This is a genomic window from Pseudomonas sichuanensis (assembly GCF_024749065.1).
GTDB classification, from domain to species: Bacteria; Pseudomonadota; Gammaproteobacteria; order Pseudomonadales; family Pseudomonadaceae; genus Aquipseudomonas; species Aquipseudomonas sichuanensis.
In genome coordinates this window covers 2811401-2830270 of sequence record NZ_CP087185.1, presented here as the reverse complement: position 1 = coordinate 2830270, position 18870 = coordinate 2811401, and the positions used below count along the sequence as shown (strand labels likewise).

The window sequence follows — 18870 nt, the reverse complement described above, 5'->3', positions numbered from 1 at the left end:
CAATTACAATGCAAGCACTCTCGACAGGCCTCATCGCTGGCAAGCCAGCTCCCACACAACGAACTTGCACGGCCGCTCCTACAAATACAGCTGCTCCTACCTCGATCGCATAACCCTGTGGGAGCTGGCTTGCCAGCGATGAGGCCGGCCCAGGCCAGCATCGATCTTGATCACCTCTGGCTTTAGGGCACAATCCCACTACCCACCTCGAGCCCCTGCCATGACCGTTCGCCCCACCCTCGCCACCGACCTCCCCCTGCTGCCCGCCATCGAACGCTCCGCCGCCCAGGCGTTCAGGCAGTACCCGACTCTGGCCTGGCTGGCCGACAGCGAGGTCATGGATGAAGCAGCGCATGCCGAATTTTTCCTGGCGGGCACCAGCTGGGTGGCGGTGGATGCACAGGACCGGCCATTGGGTTTCCTGTGTGCCAAGCATGTCGACGCGGTGCTGCACATCGATGAGCTGTCGGTCCGCCAGGACGCCCAGGGCCAAGGCCTTGGCCGGCAGTTGCTGGATCGGGCGGTGGCAGCGGCGCACCAGCTCGGGCTGCAGGCGGTGACACTGACCACCTTTGGCGAAGTGCCGTGGAATGGGCCGTTCTACCAGCGTTATGGGTTCGAGCGGCTGGGGGATGCGGCGCTGGATCAGCGCCTCAAAACGATATTGGCAGGCGAACGGGCGCATGGGCTTGAAGATCGTTGCGCCATGCGGCTAGCCGTTTAGACGCTCAGGGCTGCACGCCGACCTCCACGCTGCCCGCCAGGCAAAACCTGTCCCTGCCCTGGTGCTTGGCCTGATACAGCGCCGCATCCGCCGCAGCCATCAGGTTTTCTGGTGTCACCGCCTCCAGGGTAGGCGCCCCCACGGCGATGCCGGCGCTGACCGACACCTGTCCCAGCGGGCTGCCAGCGTGTTCGATGGCCTGGCGGCGCAGCAGTTGCAGGACTTCCTGGACGATCTGGCTGGCGCCCTGGGCATCGGTATTGGGCAGCAACAGGGTGAACTCCTCGCCGCCATAGCGCACCGCCAGGTCGCCCGGGCGCTTGAGCACTTGCTTCAACAGCCCGCCGAAACGGCGCAGGCACTCATCGCCGGCCAGGTGCCCATAGCGGTCGTTGTAGGCTTTGAAATAGTCGAGGTCGAGCATCACCAGCGCCACCGCATAGCCCTGCCGACGCGCCCGACGCAGCTCCGGCTCCAGCACCGCGTCCAGCCGCCGGCGGTTGCCCAGCCCGGTCAAACTGTCGGTGAGGGCCAGCGCCTTGAGCGTCTGGTGTGCCTGGTGCAACGCCCGCTCGATGACGATGCGTTCGCGTAACTGACGCAGCACCACCCAGCCAAAGCCGGCCACCCCGACCAACAGCAAAACCAGCACCACCAGCGACTTGAGCATGTCGTGGCGCCACGGCGCGATGATCGACTCGCGGGACAACCCCGCCTCCACCACCAGCGGGTAGCTCGACAACGCGCGAAATCCATACAAGCGTGGCGTGCCATCGACCACCGCCACCGCCTCGGCCACGCCTTCGCTGGCATAGGGCAGGTATTTGCGGAAGATATCGCTGCCCGCCAGGCTGCGGCCGATCACCTGCTCGACGAATGGCCGGCGCACGAGGATGGTGCCATCGCGCTTGGCCAGCACCAGGGCGCCGCGCTCGTCGATCTTGAAGTCGCCGTAATAGCGCACGAACCAATCGACCTTGATGGTGCCCAGCAGCACCCCGGCAAAGCGGCCGTCAGGGTAGTCCAGGCGGCGCGAGATGGGGATGATCAGGTCATTCGTCGAGCGGCTGCGCACCACCTCGCCGATGCGTACCTGGCGGTCGGCGTGGGTGCGGTGGTAGATGAAATAGTCACGGTCGGCGTTGTTGGCATTGGCCGGCACCACGTCCTGGTCGGTGACCACCCAGCTGCCGTCCGGCGCGTAGACGAACAACCCGTGCAGTTGCGGCATGATCTGCGCCTGCTGCTTGAGCAGCGCATGCAGGCGCGGCCGGTCGATGTGCTCGAAGCCATCGCCCTCCAGGCGCTCGGCCAGCGCCGCGGTAATGGCGTCGACCTGGCGGATGGCATCCTCGGCGTGCTGGGCAGTGGCCCGGGCCAGGTTGGTCACCGCGTTCTCGGCGTTGAAAAAGGCCTGGCGGTAATCGCGCCAGATCCGCCAGCCCTCGATCAGCATGAAGGCCAACATCACCACGGCCATGAAACCCAGCACCAGGCGGAACAACGCCACGGCACGGCCCTCGCCGGTCACGGCAAAGGCGCCCTCCTCAGTCTGCTTCCTGGCTGCGCACATCTGGATCCCTTGTCATCCAACTCTCGACGGCAATGACTATAGCCTGCCCGGTGGCAGCTCAGGGGGGCGCAGCCCCCTGCTGGATGGCGCGCAGCTGGGCCAGTTGCTGGTCACGCTCGGCGCACTGACGGCGCAACTCTTCGCCGGCACCCTGGGCCTGGGCAAGGATCGCGCGCAAGCCCTGCACCTGGGCATCGCGTTGCTCCAGCTGGCCGTCAAGCAGCGTGCATTGCGCAACCGCCTGGCGCTGCTCGGCCAGCAGGCGTTCGTTGTCGCGGTGCAGGCGGGTCAGCTCTTCCTGACGGGCGATGCCACCCTGCTGCAGGGTTTGCAACTGGCCCTGCAACTGCCGCACCTGGGTGTCGACACGCCGCTGCTGGTCTTCAAGCGAGCGAATTTGCGCATCCTTGTCGGCCAGGCGCAACTGCAGCTCACCGAGCGCCTGATCAAGGCTGGCGCTGCGCAACAGTTCCGCCTGCAGGCTGGCCTGGGTGGTGGCCAGTTTGTCCGACGCGGCCTGCAAGGCACTGGCCTGAACCTGGTGCTGCTGATGGGCAGCGGCCAATGCGCGCTGGCTCAGTTGCAGTTGCAGCTGCAACTGCGCGCACTGTTCGTTGTGCTGCGCCTCGGCCGCGTCGATGCGCGCCTGCCCTTCTTTTTGCAGTTGCGCCGCCAGTTGCGCGACCAGCCGCGTCAGCGGCTCGCTCAGGCTGCTGCTATCAGCCAGCCCGACGGGCTGCTGCTCAAGGGATTTGAGGTGCCGGTGAATGGTGGTTTTAGAGCCGGTATTGCCGAGCTCGATACGTATTGCATCGATGGTGGGATGCTCGCCCCTGGCGATCAGCGATTGCTGAGCCTGCTGAACTTGCGCTTTGCTGATGCCGGCCCGGGCCATGCTGTCTCCGATACTTCGTAGCGTGGTACGTATTACGTAATTGGCGTGAATTCTGCACCCGCGCGGGGTTCATTACAAGACGAAAGGTCATAGGCAAACGCCGTTTGCTCCTACAGTTGTTCGACGGCCTGACAACTCAGGCTGCCTGCGCAGGCTCATCACATAGGAGAAGCGATCATGGGCTACGTCACGACGAAAGACGGCGTGGAAATCTTCTACAAAGACTGGGGGCCACGGGACGCCAAGGCCATTCACTTCCACCACGGCTGGCCGCTCAGCGCCGACGACTGGGATGCCCAACTGCTCTACTTCCTGGCACGCGGCTACCGAGTGATCGCCCATGACCGCCGTGGCCATGGCCGCTCAAGGCAAGTGTGGGATGGACACGACATGGACCACTACGCCGACGATGTGGCAGCCGTGGTCAACCACCTCGGTAGCCAGGGCGCCGTGCATGTCGGCCATTCCACCGGCGGTGGCGAGGTGGTCCGCTACCTCACCCGCCATCCCCAGGACAAGGTGCCCAAGGCCGTGCTGATCAGCGCCGTGCCACCGCTGATGGTCCAGACCGAGAGCAACCCCGGCGGCCTGCCGAAATCGGTGTTCGATGATTTCCAGGCCCAGGTCGCGGCCAACCGCGCGCAGTTCTTCCACGACGTGCCCGCCGGGCCGTTCTACGGCTACAACCGGCCCGGGGCGAAAGCGGACGAAGGGGTGGTCCTGAACTGGTGGCGCCAGGGCATGATGGGCAGCGCCAAGGCGCACCACGATGGCATCGTCGCCTTCTCCCAGACCGACTTCAGCGAAGACCTCAAGCGTATCGACATCCCGGTACTGGTGATGCATGGCGATGACGACCAGATCGTGCCCTATGAAAACGCCGGGGTGCGCTCGGCCGAGTTGCTGCGCAACGGCACGCTCAAGCTCTACCAGGGCTACCCCCATGGCATGCCGACCACTCATGCCGAGACCATCAACGCCGATCTGCTGGCGTTCGTGCGCAGCTGAACGGGTGCTTTCGTCAGCCAGCCGAAGGCATGGCGAAGGCACGCACCAGCGCCTCGATCACCACCCGCACCCGTGCGGTGTGGCGCAAGTCCTGATGGGTGACCAACCACACCTCATAGGGCTTGCGTCGCGCACGGGTCGGCCACAGCCGGCGCAGGCCGTCGCGCTCGCCGAGCTCGATGGGGATTTCGCCGACGCCCAAGCCGCTGGCGATCGCCCGCCGCAACATCAGGTTCGAGCCGACCGCCAGCGCCACCCGCGCCTGGCCTATCGGCTCATCCACCAAAGTCGGTGACGGGTTGCCGCGCCAGTACGGCTCGTAGACCACCAGCTCATGACCGCTGAAACCCTCGCCCTCGCCCGGCTCGCCACGGCGCTGCACATAGCTGTCGCTGGCGAACAGGCCCAGCGACCAGCTGGCCAGCTTGCGCAGGACCAGGTCCGGGTTGTCGGGGCGCAGGTTGCGGATGGCGATATCGGTTTCGCGCTGGGACAGGTTGACCAGCTCCGAGCCACTGGCAAGGATCACCCGGATCTGCGGATGGCTCTGCTGCAATTGCGCCAGGGCCGGCAAGACAAAATCGCAGGCCAGCGAATCGGTGGTCGCTATGCGCACCTCACCGGCCAGTTCGTTGTCGGTGCCCTGCAGCCGTGCGGCCAATTCCAGCGCCGCGCGCTCCATCTGCTGCGCCAGTTCCGCCGCCAGCTCGCCGCTGGCGGTCAATTGATAACCCGCGGGCGTACGCAGGAACAGGGTCGAGCCCAGGTCGGCCTCCAGCGCCGCCACCCGCCGCCCCACCGTGGCCTGATCGACCCGCAGCACCCGGGCCGCCCGGCGCAAGGTGCGTTCGCGGCTCAGTGCCAGCAGCATGCGTGCGTCATCCCAATTCATCAGCGCGTTCCTCGAAGAAAATCTGCAACGGTGCGCCGCAAAAACGCCGCGCGACCGCCGGGAGGTTGTTGCCTACCCTGTGCGGCACGTTGTTCAGAATGACAGAGGTCACCATGCGTCACATCCTCCCCCGCCACATGACTGCCATCGAGATTACCCAGCCCGGCGGCCCGCAGGTGCTGCAGCCGACCACCCGCGACACGCCACGGCCTGGCCCGCGCGAAGTTCTGATCGAGGTCCACGCCGCCGGCGTCAACGGCCCGGACCTGCTGCAACGCAAGGGCCTGTACGATCCGCCCGCGGGTGCCTCGGACATTCCCGGCCTGGAAATCGCAGGTAAGGTGGTGGCACTGGGCGAACAGGTCAGTCGCTTCGCCCTCGGCGATGCCGTGCTGGCCCTGGTAACCGGTGGCGGCTATGCCGAATACGCCGTGGCCGATGAGCGCACCACCGCGCACCTGCCCCAGGGGCTGAGCATGATCGAGGCGGCGGCGCTGCCGGAAACCTTCATGACCGTGTGGGTCAACCTGTTCCAGCGCGGCGGTTTCAAGGCCGGTGACAGCATCCTGATCCATGGCGGCGCCTCGGGCATCGGCACCACCGCCACCCAACTGGCCAAGGCCTTTGGCGCAACGCAAATCTTCACCACGGTCAAGGATGCTGCCCAGCAAGCCGCCAGCCTTGAACTGGGCGCCGATGTGGCCATCGACTACACCCGCGAAGACTTCGTCGAGCAGGTGATGCTGCACACCCAGGGCAAGGGCGTGGATGTGATCGTCGATATCATTGCCGGCGACTACGTGGCGCGGAACTTCCAGGCCGCCGCCATGGACGGGCGCATCGTGCAGATCGGCGTGATCAAAGGGCCGGCCAGCGAGGTGAACTTGTTCCCCATGCTGACCAAGCGCCTGACCCATATCGGCTCGACCCTACGCGCGCGCAGTGCCGACGACAAGGCGGCAATTCTCGCCGAGCTGCAGGCTCAGGTCTGGCACCACGTGCACAGTGGCGCGGTCAAGCCGCTGATCCACGCCACCCTGCCGCTGGCGGCGGCCAGCCAGGCCCATGCATTGATGGAATCGGGCCGGCATATCGGCAAGGTGGTGTTGAGCGTGGCGCACGAGGGCTGAACCGCCCAGAGCGCCACTGTGGTAGCAAGCGTGCCGATCACCCGCCGTTGGCAGCTTTGAGCAGCGCCGCGGCGGCCAGTTTGCCCAGCGCATTGCCCGCCAGCGGACTGTCGCCGGTGAGCAGCTTGCGGTCCTGGTGAACGGCGCCGGAAATACCGTCGTTGATGATTTCAACGCCACAGGCCTTGAGGCGCTCGCCGAACTTCCAGGTCAGGTGGCCGGGCATGTAGCCGATGTCCGGGGTCTTGGCATCCAGGTCATCGGGGAAGGCACACATCTTGTAGCCCTTGTAGAGGTGCCCGGCGGCCAGCAACGCGGCCGGGCCGTGGCACAGGCTGATGACGAACTTGTCGTGGTCGGCGGCCCATTGCAGCACTTGCCCGACTTCCTTGCTGTGCGGCAGGCCGATCAGCGCGCCGTGGCCACCGGGGATGAACACACCGATGTAGTCGGCCAGCGAGCCTTCAAGTACCTCGGCCAGCTTGCGTGGTTGCTTGAACGCCGTGCGGTAGCGCTCGAACAGGCCCAGCACCTCTTGGTCTTCACCGGGCATGGCCCAGTATTCGAACTTGACCGGGTTGCCCGACAGGGTGGCCACGTCGAAGGCGAAGCCGGCCTTGTCCAGGTGGTACATGGGCAGCAGGGTTTCCACCGGGTGGTTGCCGGTGGAGAACAGCGTGCCGTTGTCGGTGAGCAGGTAGCGCTCATCGGCGCCGATCAGCAGGATTTTCCAGCGCCCGCCTTTATAAGGGGCTGGGTAGTCGGCGCCGCTGAGGTCGGACTTGCTGGACGTGAACTGGCTGAGGGAATACGGCGACGGGAAGAAGGCGTTGTCTTCGGCCGGGTCTGGTTGTGGGCGTTTGTCGTCAGGTGAGGTAGTCATTGCTGTGCTCCTGTGCCTGGGGTGGGTAATTGGGTCCCTGCTAGGAGGCCACCGCAAAGGTGGCGTCGGTGAACGATGCTGCTTAACAGCCATCGCGGGGCAAGCCCGCTGCGTGGGAGCGGGCTTGCCCCGCGATGGGCCTTGAACGACCCGAAGCAGTCTAGTCGAGCGCGGCAGGTGTATCGACGTCGCGCAACACCCCACCGTCGTCCACGTCCAACACCCGTACGCGATCACGGTGCCGTTGCAGCACCGAGCGCGCCCCTTCATCACCGCACAGCGCGGCCAGCTCAGGCCAATAATCGCGGCCGAACAGCACCGGATGGCCGTTCTGGCCCTGGTAGCGCGGCACCACTATGGCTGCCGGATCCGCCGCCTCGACCAGGCGACGGTAGGTTTGCGGCAAGATCCAGGGCATGTCCCCCAGCACGATGGCCACCGCCTGAGCATCGCAGTCACTCAACGAAGCCGCACCGGCCGCCAGGCTGTGCCCCATGCCCAACCCCGCATCGGGGCTAGGGACGATGCAACAAGCGCCAGGCAACCCCAGCATGTTGGCACGCTCACCGTCGCGCAGTACCACCCGCACCTCGTCGAACACCGCCAGGGCCCGCTCGACGCTGTGCTGCAACAAGCTGCGGCCATCAGCGAGCACGGCGCGGCGCTTGTCGGCGCCAAAGCGCGAGCCCTGCCCCGCCGCCAGTACCAGCGCGACGACCGTCACAGTGCCTCGCGGCCAATGCCGCTGCGGGTACGCAGGATATCGGCGAGCACCGCCAGGGCGATTTCCGCCGGGGTCTTGCTGCCCAGGTTGAGGCCGATGGGCGCATGGATGCGGGCCATCTCGGCATCGCCGAGGCCGCCGATGCGGCGCAGGCGTTCACGGCGTTTTTCCGAGGTGGCGCGTGAGCCCATCACGCCTATATAGAAAGCTTCGGTCTGTACGGCTTCGAGCATGGCCAGGTCGTCGATCTTCGGGTCGTGGGTGAGCGCCACCACCGCCGTGTCGCGGTGGCAGCCACCGTTGGCGATGAACAGCGAGGGCAGTTCCCGGCGGATTTCTATCCCGTCGAGCACCACGTTGTCCATCACCTCGTCACGCGGATCACACAGCACTACCTCAAAGCCCAGGCCCTTGCCGAACTCGGCGCAGAAGTGCGCGACGCTCGAATACCCCGCCAGCAGCAGGCGCTGGGCGGCGCCAACGCGCAGGCGCACGCTGGCTTCGCCCTGCTCCACCCGCGGCCCCTGGCTTAGATCATCGTGCAGTTGCCGCGTACCGCTGCGCAGGTTCACCTCGCGCAACAACCGGCGCCGGCCCAGCAGCGCCGACTCCAGTTGCGCCAGGTGAGCCTGGGTGTCGCAATCGCCCGGCAGGTGCTCGACCAGCACATCGAGGATGCCGCCACAGGGCAGGCGGATGTTCGAACGCGTGTCGCTGCCGTCGCCATAGCGCACCACGCTGACGGCATCGACGAACTCGCCGGCGGCGACGCGTTCGAGGAAGTCCTCCTCGACGCAACCGCCGGACAGCGACCCCACCCAGTGCCCGCCCTCGCTCACGGCCAGCAGCGAGCCCGGCGCACGAGGCGCCGAGCCATAGGTGCAGAGCACGGTGCACAGCCATACGCGCAAGCCGTCACGCGACCACTGCGCCGCCTGTTGCACCACCTGCAGGTCGAGATGCTGCACGTCAGTCCGCCTTCAGCTGGGCCAGCTGTTGGGTGCTCAGGTCGCCCGGCAAACCGCCCCAGGCTTCACGCAGGTAGTTGACCATGTCGGTCAGTTGCTGGTCGTCGAGCTTGTCGGCGAAACCCGGCATCGGCTGCATGCGCTCGAAGCCGGTGAACTGCTGTTCGCGGATACCGTCGACGATGGCCTTGACCAGGTTTCGCGAGTCGGCCTGGCGCAGCACGGTGTTGCCCTGCATGGCCACGGCGATGTGTGGCTTGCCCTCGCCATCGACGCCGTGACAGCCGGCGCAGACGTTGAGGTACTGCTGGCGACCGCGCTTGGCGCTTTCGCCCAGGGTTTCATGGGCCACCGCCTGCACCACCTTGGCCGCCGGCGGCTGGTCGCCCAGCAGGTAGGTGGCCATGGCCGACAGGTCGCTGTCTTCCAGGTGCTGGGTGCTGTGGTGCACCACCGGGTACATCTCGTTGAACATGCTGCCCTGGGCACTCATGCCGTGCTTGAGGAAGGTGGCCAGGTCCGCCTGGTTCCAGCCGCGTTCGGCCAGGTCCTTGGCCAGCAGGCTCGGCGCCAGGTAGCCCAGCAGCAGGCCGCCGGTCAGGCGCTTGTCCTGCTGCAGCGCGCCAATCGGGTTGCGCGGGGTATGGCATTCGCCACAGTGGCCGAGCACTTCGACCATGTACTGGCCGCGCTTCCAGGCTTCGCTGTTGCCCTTGCCCTCTTCCAGTTGCACGCTCTTGCCATAGAGCATGTTCCAGCCCATCAGGCCGGTGCGCACATTGAACGGGAAGCTCAGGCTGGTTTCCGGCGCCGGGCGATTGATCGGTGCCACGGTCATCAGGTAAGCGTGGATGGCGTCCGAGTCCTCACGCTTGACCAGGTGGTACGAGGTGTAGGGCATGGCCGGGTACAGGTTGGCGCCATCCTTGCGCTTGCCCTCGGTCAGGGCAGCGAAGAATTCATCCGTGCTGTAGTTGCCGATGCCGTACTGCTTGTCCGGGGTGATGTTGGTGCCGTAGATGGTACCGAACGGCGAATGGATCGGCAGGCCGCCGGCATAGGGCGCGCCGCCTTCGGCCGTGTGGCAGGCCATGCAGTCGGCCGCGCGGGCGAGGTATTCGCCGCGCTTGACCAGTTGCTCATCCGCCGCCTGCGCGCCGCACGCCAGCACCAGGCCGACAGCCAGGGCCAGGCCATTGAAAACACGGGACATGCTCAGCCCTCCTTGACCAGGCCGAGGTCGCCCAGCACATCGCGGGTCGCCTCGTAGTAGCGCACGTAGCCGGTGCAGCGGCACACATGGTGGCCGAGGCTGGCTTCGATGGCGTCTTCCAGCTCGCTCTTTTTCAGCGGCTTGCGCTGGGCCTTCTCCACCAGCACGGTGGCGGCGTTGACGAAGCCCGGGGCGCAGTAGCTGCACTGGAAGGCGAAGCGGTCGACGAACTTCTGCTGGATCGGGTTCAGCTCGGTGAGGTTGCCGGCCTCGTCACGCTTGGCGTGGCCTTCGATGGTGCGCACCTTCTTGCCCTCGAAGTAATGCGCGCCGGTGATGCAGGTGCGCACTTCCTCGCTGGTGCCGTCGGGGTTGTCGACGATCACCACGCAGGCATGGCAGATGCCCTGGCCGCAGCCCAGGCGGGAGCCTGTGAGGTTCTGGTATTCGTGCAGATAGTCGAGCATCGCCAGGTCATCGGGGACCACTTCGGTGACGACAGGTTGACCGTTGAGGGTCAGTTGCAGCTTGCGGTCAGCCATTGAGGGCCTCCTTGACGCGGGCGGGGGTGATGGGCAGGTCGCGGACACGCTTGCCGATGGCATGGGCCACGGCGTTGCCGATGGCGCCGACCACCGGGATCATCACCACTTCGGCGATGCCCTTGGACGGGTCGGTGGGCGACAACGGCGGCAGGATTTCCGAGGTCTGCTGCCACACCGCCACATGCTTGGCCATCGGCAGGCGGTAGCGGTTGAAGTTCCAGTCGCCCTCGCCCGGGCCACCCTCGTACAAGGGCATTTCTTCCAGCAATGCGTGGCCGATACCCATGGCGATGCCGCCTTCGAGCTGGCCCTTGACCAGCTCGGGCACCAGCACCCGGCCGCACTCGACCCAGCTGTGGTGGTTGAGCACGCTCACTTCGCCACTGCCCTTGTTCACCTTCACCTCGACGATGGTCGCCACCGGGCTGTAGTAGGTGACCATGGCGTTGTTCAGTTGGGTGGCCGGGTACGCGGCGTTCTGCCGGTCGAGCAGGTGGAAACCGGCGCTGTTCATCTGCGCCTTCTTGGCGTTCACCGCGCCGTCGCCGTACTTGACCGCCAGGGCATCGAGCGGCAGGCGCTCGCGCACGCCGTCGATGACGAAGTCGGCCTCGGCCCAGCTCCAACGGTTGAAGCCGTGCACGCTGACGCCGGTGACCAGGCCCATTTCATGGGCCTTCCTGGCAAGGGTGGCGAACGGAATCGGTGCCAGGCCGTTGCCGGTCAGTTCACCATTGACCCACACCGCGTTCTCGCGGCGCACCACCAGCGGGTTGGCCTGGCCGCCATAAGGGCCCTGGCGCCACAGGGCCATGGCCGCCGGCCACAGGCCGTGGTTGAACAGCACGCGGGCCGCTTCGCGGGTGGCGTGGCTGAAGTAGAACGCCGAGTTGGTCGCCGACGACGGCGACGCCAGCTTGCCGACCCAGCGCGGGTTGCGCAGCGCGGCGTCCTGCTCGGCCTGGCTGATCAGGTAGGGGTTGCCGCTGGTGCTCAGTTGCAGCTCAGGCCATTCGGTCTGGGCGGTCTGCACCTGGTCGGCAACGCGGCCAAGGAAGTCACTGACGACCAGGGCCTGGGAGGTCGACATGCCGGTGCCCAGCTCGGTACCGATATGGCGCAGGGTGATCTGGCCGTCGGCCGTGAACTCCACCGCCGCCATCGGCGCTTCCGAGCCGGTGCCAAAGTCTTTCTGGGTGATGGCAAAGCCCACGCCATACCAGTTGTCGTGGTCCTTGGCGTCCATGGCTCGCTTGCGCTCATGGCGGTTTTTCCACCACTCATGGGCGCTGGCCTTGTCGAGGATCTCGTGCAGGCGCAGGGCACCGGCCGGGACCGCGCCCTGGGTGTTCTTCATGCCCGACTTGAGCGCGTTCTTGCGCCGCAGCTCGATGGCATCGACACCCAGGCGGTCGGCGATCTCATCGACCATCATCTCGGTGGCGGCCATGCTCTGCAGGGTGCCGTAGCCGCGCATGGAACCAGCCTCGACACCACGGGAGTGGTAGGCGGTGACGGACAAGTCGTTCTGCGGCATGTAGTAGATCGACTGCGCCGCGGTAGCACCCACCGCCGCCACCGACGGGCTGTAGTTGATGCGCCCGCCGCCGTCGACGCTCATGTCGGCGCGGAAGATCTTGAAGCTCAGGTCGTTCTTGTCCACCGCCAGTTGGTAGCGGATGTCGAACGGATGGCGCTTGATGCCGCTCTGGAACTGCTCATAGCGGTCGTTGGCCAGGCGGATCGGCACGCCCGCGCCGTACAAGGCAGCGACGGCGGCGTAGAACACGAAGATGTTGTTGTCCTTGGAGCCGTAGCCCACGGTGTAGCCGGGGTGCATGTTCAGGTTCTTCAGGCCGAAGCGCGACGGCTTGATCATGTGCACGCATTCCTGCGCCACTTCGAACGGGCACTGGGTGGCCACGACGAAATGCAGGGTGCCGGTGGCCGGGTCGTACCAGCCGTTGCCGTTGTCCGGCTCCAGCGCCGCCGGCTCGATCGACGGGGTCTTGTAGCGCTCGTCGAACAGCAGCCAGTTTTCCGGCGGCTGCTTGAGCTGCTCGTCGATGCGCTGGGCGTAGAACATCCCCTGCTCGGTGAGGTTGCCGTGCTGCTTGGGCTCGGCGGTCCACACCGGTTTGCGGGCGAGGATGGTGGGGAACAGCATGGTGTTCTTCAGGCTCGAGTATTCGTCCTCGTCGAACGGCGTGTTGCCGCCCACGCGCACGAAGCGGAAGCTGCCGTAAGGGTCGCGCTGGTACAACGGGGCCTGGGCGCCGTAGCGGATGGCCTGGTCGTTGAACTGCAGCTTGAGCTTGGCCTTGCGGAAGCGTTCGAAGTCGTTCCAGATGAGGATCGCCACCGGGTGGCCGATGAACATCGGCACCTGGCCGGGGGGCAGCAGCGGGTCCGGCGAGTGGGCTTCGGGCCAGGCAATGCCGTCCTTTTTCAGGTCGTCGGCGGTGACGATGCGGTCCGGCTGCAGCTCGGCGCCCAGCAGCGACAGGTCGTAGCCTGCGTAGATGCGGTCGGCCTTGGTGGCCTTGAGCAGCATGGCGTGGCCCTGCTGCTGCGGCCAGCCGGGCATGTCCTTGGCGCGGATGTCACGGGCGAACACCTTGTTGCCGCACACCTTGGACAGCGCGTCGTTACGGAAGCGCGCCTTGCCGTCGTGGTTCATCCACTTTTGCGGTGAGGTGGTGACGCGGTCTTCCATCAGGGCGGCGAAGGCCTGGCTGCCAAGCGGCGCCATGGTCACGCCGACACCGGCGATCAGCCCGCCTTGCAGGAACGAACGCCGGGAAATTTCACGGTTGGACATGGTTGATCCTCTGGGCAGTCAGGCGCTGCCCATGCTTTGTTCTGGTGCTTGTGAAGCGCGAAGGGCGCGCACGATCACAAAAATTGACTATCAAGTCAAGATACAACTCTTGTTACATCGCTTGAAGTCAAGCAGACAACTTGTCGCGGCACGCCCAGGGTCCGCAGTTTGTGTGTGTAGGAGCGGCCTTGTGTCGCGAAAGGGCTGCGCAGCAGCCCCAGCAAACTTGAGGTAAATCTACGATCCTGGGGGCGCTGCGCACCCCTTTCGCGACACAAGGCCGCTCCTACAGGGCCCCGTGGTTGCCATGAGGCAATGTGCCACCAGTCATTAGCCTGTCATCTTTCTGTCGTATTTTTCAGCGCTCACCCAGGGCAGGGGAAAACCAGCAGTGATCCGCCGTTCTCTCTCATCCGCAGGGCTGTTGCCGCTGCTGCTGTTGATGCTGTGCGCCGTCACCCTGACCTTCCTCTGGGGGCTGCACATCAACCAGAAAGCCGCCACGCGCCAGGATGCACTGTCGGCAAAAGCTGCCGAACATCTGAACCTGGCAAGTATCGTCGGCGAAAACCTGCGTCAGCTGGTGGACCGTGCCCAGGCCGTGGGCCGCGTCACCCAGGACGACATGAAGCGCCTGCGCCAGGGCAACCTGAGCCTGGCCCGGCTGCTGGCCGAAGACCCGGTGTTCAAGCGCATGAGCCTGTACGACCGCCATGGCCGGCTGCTCTCCTCCAGCCATGCCGACGAGCCCGAGCAACTGCCCGACGCCTGGCTCGACCAGCTCAAGCGCCATGTCGGGCAGTACGGCTTCAAGGCCTTCCTGCCCCGCGCCCTGCCGACGGGCAACAGTACCCTGCCCAACTGGCGCCTGCCGTTCCTGCTGCCGCTGACCGACCTGCCGGGCCGCGAGATCGACAACATCCTCGTGGTGCAGCTGGACATCGGCTACCTGGCGGTACTGTTCCAGCACATCGACCTGGGCCGCAGCGGCCTGGTGCGCCTGCTGCAGGACGACGGCCAGGAACGTCTGCGCATCGACAGCAGCGGCGTGGTGGTGGCCGGTCAGACCTTGGTACCCGGGCTGCCGGGCAGCGGCGAAGACGCCGGCCAGCTCACCCAGTACAGCCTCGACGGCGCCTTCCAGAGCCTGTACCGGCGCATGCCCGAGCGCGGTTTCAGCGTGATGGTCAGCCAGCGCCAGGACGAAATCCTCGCCCCGCCAGCCGCACCACCAATCGCCAGTTCTGGCTGAACCTGAGCATGACCCTGCTGATCCTCACCAGCCTGGCCTGGGGCCTGCGCCTGCTGCACAAGCGCCAGGAGGCCTTCACCGAGCTCGAGTACGCGCAGCAGGTCAACCAGCAACTGATCGGCCGCCTCGAAGACGAGCACCGGCGCAGCAGCCATGCCGCCGCCACCGACCACTTGAGCGGCCTGCACAATCGCCGCCAGTTCGTCGAGGTGGCCGCCCAGGCGCTCACTCGCCAACGCGGCAAGCGCCGCTTGCTGGCCATCCTGTTCATCGACATGGACCGCTTCAAGTCGATCAACGACTCCCTCGGGCACAAGATCGGCGACCTGCTGCTGCAGGCCGTGGCCGGGCGTATCCAGCGCCTGCTGGAGCCGGGCGACGAGGCCTCGCGCTTTGGCGGCGACGAGTTCGTGGTGCTGCTGGCCGGCGAGCGCAGCGAGGAGCAGATCGACGGCTGGGTGCGTGCCCTGGTGGAGAAACTTTCGGCCACCTACGCCCTCGACGGCCAGGAGGTCAACACCAGCCCCAGCGTGGGCGTGAGCATCTGCCCCCGCGACGGCCAGGACATCGACGCGCTGATCCGCTGCGCCGACGCCGCCATGTACTCGGCCAAGCAGGCCGGGCGTGCCCAGTACCGCTTCTTCGACCCGTCGCTGAATCTCTCCGACATCCAGGCGTTCACCCTCGAGCAGGCCTTTGGCAGCGCCTTGGGCGAGCGCCAGTTCGTCCTGCACTTTCAGCCGCAGATCCGCCTCGACACCTTGCAGGTGCTGGGCTACGAAGCGCTGGTGCGCTGGGATCATCCGCAGTTCGGCCTGCTCTACCCCGACCGTTTCATCGGCCTGGCCGAGCGCAGCGGGTTCATCGTCGAACTGGGCTGGGAGGTCCTGCGCCTGGCCTGCGAGGAGCTGGCACGCTGGGCTGCGCGCGATCAGACCGCGCACCTGGCGGTCAATGTGTCGGCGCTGCAACTGCGCCAGGGCGACTTCAGTGACCGGCTGTTGGCCGAGCTCGATTACTACGGCATCACCCCCCAGCGCCTGGAGCTGGAGATCACCGAAACCACCGTGCTCGAACCCCAGGGCACTGCGGTGGAGCACCTGCACCGCCTGCGCGCCGCCGGCATCGGTATCAGCCTGGACGACTTCGGCCGTGGCTATGCAGGGTTTGCCCATCTGCAGGCACTGCCGCTGTCCAGGCTGAAGATCGACCGCTCGCTGATCGCGCCGCTGTGCAACAGCTACGACGACAGCCCGATCGTGTCTTCGACCATCATCCTGGCCAAGCGCCTGGGCCTGGAAGTGGTGGCCGAGGGCGTCGAGACCCGCGAACAGCTGGTGTGCCTGAAACTCGCCGGCTGCGACATCGCCCAGGGCTACCATTTCAGCCGGCCGCTGTCGCCGGCCCAGTTGCACGAATACCCCCCCTTCATCGGCAACGAGGACAAGGCATGCGTGTACTGAAATCCCTCGGCGCCCTGGCGCTGGCGCAGTTGCTGGCGGGCCCCGCGCTGGCCAACTGCACGCCCCACAGCCTGCGCCTGGCGGTGATCCCGATCAAAAACGTCGAAGCCATGACCCGCGAGCACCAGCCGCTGGTCGAGCGCCTGAGCAAAGCTGCCGGCGTGCCGGTGGAACTGGTGATCAGTGCCTCCTACGAAAGCGTGGTGGATGCCATCGTCTCCGGCGGCGCCGACATCGCCCGGCTGGGCCCGGCGTCCTATATCCTTGCCCGCCAGCGTGACCGGCGCATCGAGCCGTTCGCCACCTACACCCTCGCCGCTGGCACCTATACCCCGGCGGGCAACCATTACCAGGCGCTGCTGCTGACCCGCGCCGACGGCCCGACCAGCCTCAACGCCGTGCGCGGCACGCGGGTTGCGCTGAGCGACCCGGCCAGCACTTCGGGCAGCCTGGTGCCCAGCGTCGAGTTCGCCGCCCTGGTCAGCACTCCACTGCCGCGTTACTTCGCGGCGCTGGTGTACGCCGGCAACCATGACAAGGCGCTCGATGCGCTGCTCGAAGGGCGGGTCGATGCCGCCTTTGTCGCCAGCGAGCGGGCGGACGCCTACCTGGCCAGCCACGCCCTCGACCCGGCAAAGCTGCGCGTGCTGTGGCGCTCGGCGCCAATCCGCTACGACCCCTACGTGTTCAGCGCCAGCCTGTGCCCGGCGCTGAAGCAACGCCTGCGCCGGGCGATGCTCGATGACCCCAAGGCACTGGCCGGGTTCGTGGCGTCCCAGGACGCCACCGGGCTGGTGCCGGTGGGGCACAAGGATTACGCGGGGCTTGAGCGAATGATGGCGCCGACACTGCATCCTTGATGCCTTTGCGAAGCATTGGGGAGCGCCATGCCGGGGTATCGGGAGCCCCTTTCCCCAATCACCTCGGTATCGTGCGCGCCATCGTCTAGCACTTCCGATGGAGCCCTCAATGAAACTGATCGAACCTCTCAAACTCGGCCCTCTGACCCTGCCCAACCGGGTCTTCATGGCCCCTCTCACCCGCCTGCGCAGCCTGGAGCCGGGCGACGTGCCGACCGCGATGATGGCCGAGTACTACGGCCAGCGGGCCAGCGCCGGGCTGATCATCAGCGAAGCCACGCAGATCTCGTTCCAGGCCAAGGGCTATTCCGGTTCGCCCGGCATCCACACCGCCGAGCAGATCGCCGGCTGGCGCCAGGTCAACGAGGCCATCCACCAGCGCGGCGGGCACAGCGCAGTGCAGGTGTGGCACACCGGGCGGGTGTCGCACACCTCGCTGCAACCAGGTGGCGAAGCGCCGGTGGCGCCTTCTGCCTTGCCGGCCAATGCGCGCACCACGCTGCGGGACGAGAAAAGCCAGCTCATCCGCGTCGACACCTCAACCCCACGCGCCTTGAGCGAAGCCGAGATCGCCGGCATCGTCGCCGACTTTGGCCAGGCAGCGGCCAATGCCCGCGAAGCCGGCTTCGATTTCATTGAGCTGCATGCGGCCCACGGTTACCTGCTGCACCAGTTCCTGACCCCCAGCGCCAACACCCGCGACGACCGTTACGGCGGCAGCGTGGAAAACCGTGCGCGCATCGTGCTCGAAGCGGTCGATGCCGCGATTGCCCAGTGGAGCGCCGAGCGCGTGGGTATCCGCGTCTTCCCGCTCGGTGGTTTCAATGGCATCGACAATGGTGAAGACCAGGAGGCCGCCGGTCTTTACCTGATCGGCGAACTGGCCAAGCGCAACCTGGCCTACCTGCACCTGTCCGAGCCGGACTGGGCCGGTGGCAAGCCGCTGCGCGATGAGTTCCGAGAGGCGATCCGCGCTGCCTATCCCGGGGTGATCGTCGCTGCGGGCGCCTACACCGCCGAGAAGGCAGAAGACTTGCTTGCACGCGGGTTGATCGATGCGGTGGCCTTTGGCCGGGCGTTCATTGCCAACCCGGATTTGGTCGAACGGCTGCAGCAGCAGGCGCCGCTGAATGCGCACCGGGCGCAGTTCGACTATGCCAATGGGGCTGAGGGGTATACGGACTATCCGTTCCTGCGCCAGGCATAGCCTGTTCGGGCCAAATCGCGGGGCAAGCCCGCTCCCACGCAGCGTTTGGATTGCCTCCAAACTTCGTGGGAGCGGGCTTGCCCCGCGATACGTTTGGCCGGTTGTGCAGCGCCTGGAGCAGACGCGGTGCTAGTTCAAGTACGGCTCATCTTCGATAACGATGTTGACGGCATACCAAAGGCCATCCGGCCCCTGGGCCAGATCGTAGCTGACCAGCTGGCCTTCACGGATTATCGCGGTGCCATCGCCCACCGCACTTTGCAAGAAAATAACCTCGCTTTCACTTGGCACAACTTGGCCCGTATCCACTTTTGCAACGGTAGTGGGGCCAGAATGCACAGCTTTTGTTGCCATGATCTTCACCTCCCATCGCAGCTGGTTGCGCAGAGCCATACATTGGCGAGTTACTCAGGCCTCACTTGTGCCGCCTGCATGCCCTTTTGCCCCCTCTCGGCAACAAAGGTGACTGGCTGCCCTTCTTTCAGGGATTTGAACCCATCCGACTCGATTGCCTTGAAATGCACGAACAGATCGTCCCCCCCGCCGGCTGGGGTAATGAATCCATATCCTTTCTCGTCGTTGAACCACTTAACAGTCCCGTTTTGTCTGTTGGACATGTTGTTCACCTTTGATGACTGCGTTCATGCCTGGTGCGCACAGAGCACCAAGTCGAGACTGATCATGGGCGCCACAAAGCAAAATCGCTACTGAC

At 65.9% G+C, this 18870-nt stretch carries 17 protein-coding genes and 1 pseudogene; 6 read left to right on the top strand and 12 right to left on the bottom strand.

What is annotated here, in order from left to right; genetic code table 11:
- The first annotated feature begins 220 nt into the window (after positions 1-220).
- On the top strand, positions 221-724 hold the full coding sequence (locus LOY51_RS12860) for a GNAT family N-acetyltransferase (RefSeq protein WP_258646464.1): 504 nt from the start codon (positions 221-223) through the stop codon (positions 722-724).
- 4 nt (positions 725-728) lie between these two features.
- Here the strand turns inward: LOY51_RS12860 and LOY51_RS12855 are convergent, their stop codons facing one another.
- Together LOY51_RS12855 and LOY51_RS12850 are read right to left on the bottom strand one after the other, a co-directional pair.
- Positions 729-2297 carry a sensor domain-containing diguanylate cyclase gene (locus tag LOY51_RS12855; RefSeq protein WP_258646463.1) on the bottom strand — a complete coding sequence of 523 codons (1569 nt, stop codon included), beginning with the start codon at positions 2295-2297 and terminating at the stop codon, positions 729-731.
- A 58-nt stretch (positions 2298-2355) separates the two neighbouring features.
- Positions 2356-3192 carry a DNA-binding protein gene (locus LOY51_RS12850; RefSeq protein ID WP_125858539.1) on the bottom strand — a complete coding sequence of 279 codons (837 nt, stop codon included), beginning with the start codon at positions 3190-3192 and terminating at the stop codon, positions 2356-2358.
- Positions 3193-3369: 177 nt separating this feature from the next.
- On the opposite strand from LOY51_RS12850, the gene LOY51_RS12845 reads away from it, so the two are divergent.
- Positions 3370-4200: an alpha/beta fold hydrolase gene (locus LOY51_RS12845; protein WP_258646462.1), complete on the top strand. Its 831-nt coding sequence runs from the start codon at positions 3370-3372 to the stop codon at positions 4198-4200.
- Between the two features lie 13 nt (positions 4201-4213).
- Here LOY51_RS12845 and LOY51_RS12840 read toward each other — a convergent pair whose 3' ends face one another.
- Together LOY51_RS12840 and LOY51_RS12835 are read right to left on the bottom strand one after the other, a co-directional pair.
- Positions 4214-5092 carry a LysR family transcriptional regulator gene (locus LOY51_RS12840; protein ID WP_258646460.1) on the bottom strand — a complete coding sequence of 293 codons (879 nt, stop codon included), beginning with the start codon at positions 5090-5092 and terminating at the stop codon, positions 4214-4216.
- Positions 5079-5207, bottom strand: coding sequence for a hypothetical protein (locus tag LOY51_RS12835; protein WP_258646458.1), 129 nt, complete (start codon positions 5205-5207; stop codon positions 5079-5081). Before LOY51_RS12835 ends, LOY51_RS12840 begins: the two co-directional genes overlap by 14 nt.
- Positions 5208-5229: 22 nt before the next feature.
- Between LOY51_RS12835 and LOY51_RS12830 the strand changes: the two genes are divergently transcribed.
- Positions 5230-6222, top strand: a complete 993-nt coding sequence (locus LOY51_RS12830) for an NAD(P)H-quinone oxidoreductase (protein WP_258646631.1) — start codon at positions 5230-5232, stop codon at positions 6220-6222.
- Between the two features lie 37 nt (positions 6223-6259).
- On the opposite strand, the gene hchA is transcribed toward LOY51_RS12830, so the two are convergent.
- From hchA to LOY51_RS12800, 6 genes are all read right to left on the bottom strand, one after another.
- Positions 6260-7105 (bottom strand): glyoxalase III HchA, encoded by an 846-nt coding sequence (hchA, locus tag LOY51_RS12825; RefSeq protein ID WP_258646456.1) that lies wholly within the window; start codon positions 7103-7105, stop codon positions 6260-6262.
- A 160-nt stretch (positions 7106-7265) separates the two neighbouring features.
- A complete protein-coding gene (locus tag LOY51_RS12820) occupies positions 7266-7829 on the bottom strand; it encodes a nucleotidyltransferase family protein (RefSeq protein WP_258646454.1) in 564 nt (187 codons plus the stop codon).
- Positions 7826-8797 carry an XdhC family protein gene (locus LOY51_RS12815; RefSeq protein WP_125858534.1) on the bottom strand — a complete coding sequence of 324 codons (972 nt, stop codon included), beginning with the start codon at positions 8795-8797 and terminating at the stop codon, positions 7826-7828. Before LOY51_RS12815 ends, LOY51_RS12820 begins: the two co-directional genes overlap by 4 nt.
- 1 nt (position 8798) lies before the next feature.
- Complete coding sequence (locus tag LOY51_RS12810; protein ID WP_258646453.1) at positions 8799-10010, bottom strand: cytochrome c; 1212 nt, start codon at positions 10008-10010, stop codon at positions 8799-8801.
- A gap of 2 nt (positions 10011-10012) precedes the next feature.
- Complete coding sequence (locus LOY51_RS12805) at positions 10013-10552, bottom strand: (2Fe-2S)-binding protein (RefSeq protein ID WP_110992682.1); 540 nt, start codon at positions 10550-10552, stop codon at positions 10013-10015.
- Complete coding sequence (locus LOY51_RS12800; protein WP_125463987.1) at positions 10545-13376, bottom strand: xanthine dehydrogenase family protein molybdopterin-binding subunit; 2832 nt, start codon at positions 13374-13376, stop codon at positions 10545-10547. The genes LOY51_RS12805 and LOY51_RS12800 overlap by 8 nt, the downstream gene beginning before the upstream one ends.
- A gap of 391 nt (positions 13377-13767) precedes the next feature.
- Here LOY51_RS12800 and LOY51_RS12795 point away from each other — a divergent pair.
- The 3 genes and pseudogenes from LOY51_RS12795 (at position 13768) to LOY51_RS12785 (ending at position 18158) form a co-directional block, all read left to right on the top strand.
- Positions 13768-16091, top strand: a pseudogene (locus LOY51_RS12795) (putative bifunctional diguanylate cyclase/phosphodiesterase).
- Positions 16079-16951, top strand: a complete 873-nt coding sequence (locus LOY51_RS12790; RefSeq protein WP_258646450.1) for a phosphate/phosphite/phosphonate ABC transporter substrate-binding protein — start codon at positions 16079-16081, stop codon at positions 16949-16951. Before LOY51_RS12795 ends, LOY51_RS12790 begins: the two are co-directional and overlap by 13 nt.
- Positions 16952-17060: 109 nt before the next feature.
- A complete protein-coding gene (locus tag LOY51_RS12785) occupies positions 17061-18158 on the top strand; it encodes an alkene reductase (protein WP_258646449.1) in 1098 nt (365 codons plus the stop codon).
- A 129-nt stretch (positions 18159-18287) separates the two neighbouring features.
- Here the strand turns inward: LOY51_RS12785 and LOY51_RS12780 are convergent, their stop codons facing one another.
- Together LOY51_RS12780 and LOY51_RS12775 are read right to left on the bottom strand one after the other, a co-directional pair.
- Complete coding sequence (locus LOY51_RS12780; RefSeq protein ID WP_125858528.1) at positions 18288-18512, bottom strand: cold shock domain-containing protein; 225 nt, start codon at positions 18510-18512, stop codon at positions 18288-18290.
- 50 nt (positions 18513-18562) lie between these two features.
- Positions 18563-18775 (bottom strand): cold-shock protein, encoded by a 213-nt coding sequence (locus LOY51_RS12775; RefSeq protein ID WP_125858527.1) that lies wholly within the window; start codon positions 18773-18775, stop codon positions 18563-18565.
- Positions 18776-18870 lie beyond the last annotated feature (95 nt).

Excerpts from the sequence above, each read along its gene's own strand:
- LOY51_RS12840 (WP_258646460.1), bottom strand. The coding sequence starts at position 5,092 with ATGAATTGGGATGACGCACGCATGCTGCTGGCACTGAGCCGCGAACGC.
- LOY51_RS12855 (WP_258646463.1), bottom strand. The coding sequence starts at position 2,297 with ATGTGCGCAGCCAGGAAGCAGACTGAGGAGGGCGCCTTTGCCGTGACC.
- LOY51_RS12775 (WP_125858527.1), bottom strand. The coding sequence starts at position 18,775 with ATGTCCAACAGACAAAACGGGACTGTTAAGTGGTTCAACGACGAGAAA.
- LOY51_RS12800 (WP_125463987.1), bottom strand. The coding sequence starts at position 13,376 with ATGTCCAACCGTGAAATTTCCCGGCGTTCGTTCCTGCAAGGCGGGCTG.
- hchA (WP_258646456.1), bottom strand. The coding sequence starts at position 7,105 with ATGACTACCTCACCTGACGACAAACGCCCACAACCAGACCCGGCCGAA.
- LOY51_RS12805 (WP_110992682.1), bottom strand. The coding sequence starts at position 10,552 with ATGGCTGACCGCAAGCTGCAACTGACCCTCAACGGTCAACCTGTCGTC.
- LOY51_RS12830 (WP_258646631.1), top strand. The coding sequence starts at position 5,230 with ATGACTGCCATCGAGATTACCCAGCCCGGCGGCCCGCAGGTGCTGCAG.
- LOY51_RS12845 (WP_258646462.1), top strand. The coding sequence starts at position 3,370 with ATGGGCTACGTCACGACGAAAGACGGCGTGGAAATCTTCTACAAAGAC.
- LOY51_RS12810 (WP_258646453.1), bottom strand. The coding sequence starts at position 10,010 with ATGTCCCGTGTTTTCAATGGCCTGGCCCTGGCTGTCGGCCTGGTGCTG.
- LOY51_RS12785 (WP_258646449.1), top strand. The coding sequence starts at position 17,061 with ATGAAACTGATCGAACCTCTCAAACTCGGCCCTCTGACCCTGCCCAAC.
- LOY51_RS12850 (WP_125858539.1), bottom strand. The coding sequence starts at position 3,192 with ATGGCCCGGGCCGGCATCAGCAAAGCGCAAGTTCAGCAGGCTCAGCAA.
- LOY51_RS12790 (WP_258646450.1), top strand. The coding sequence starts at position 16,079 with ATGCGTGTACTGAAATCCCTCGGCGCCCTGGCGCTGGCGCAGTTGCTG.
- LOY51_RS12835 (WP_258646458.1), bottom strand. The coding sequence starts at position 5,207 with ATGGTGACCTCTGTCATTCTGAACAACGTGCCGCACAGGGTAGGCAAC.
- LOY51_RS12860 (WP_258646464.1), top strand. The coding sequence starts at position 221 with ATGACCGTTCGCCCCACCCTCGCCACCGACCTCCCCCTGCTGCCCGCC.
- LOY51_RS12780 (WP_125858528.1), bottom strand. The coding sequence starts at position 18,512 with ATGGCAACAAAAGCTGTGCATTCTGGCCCCACTACCGTTGCAAAAGTG.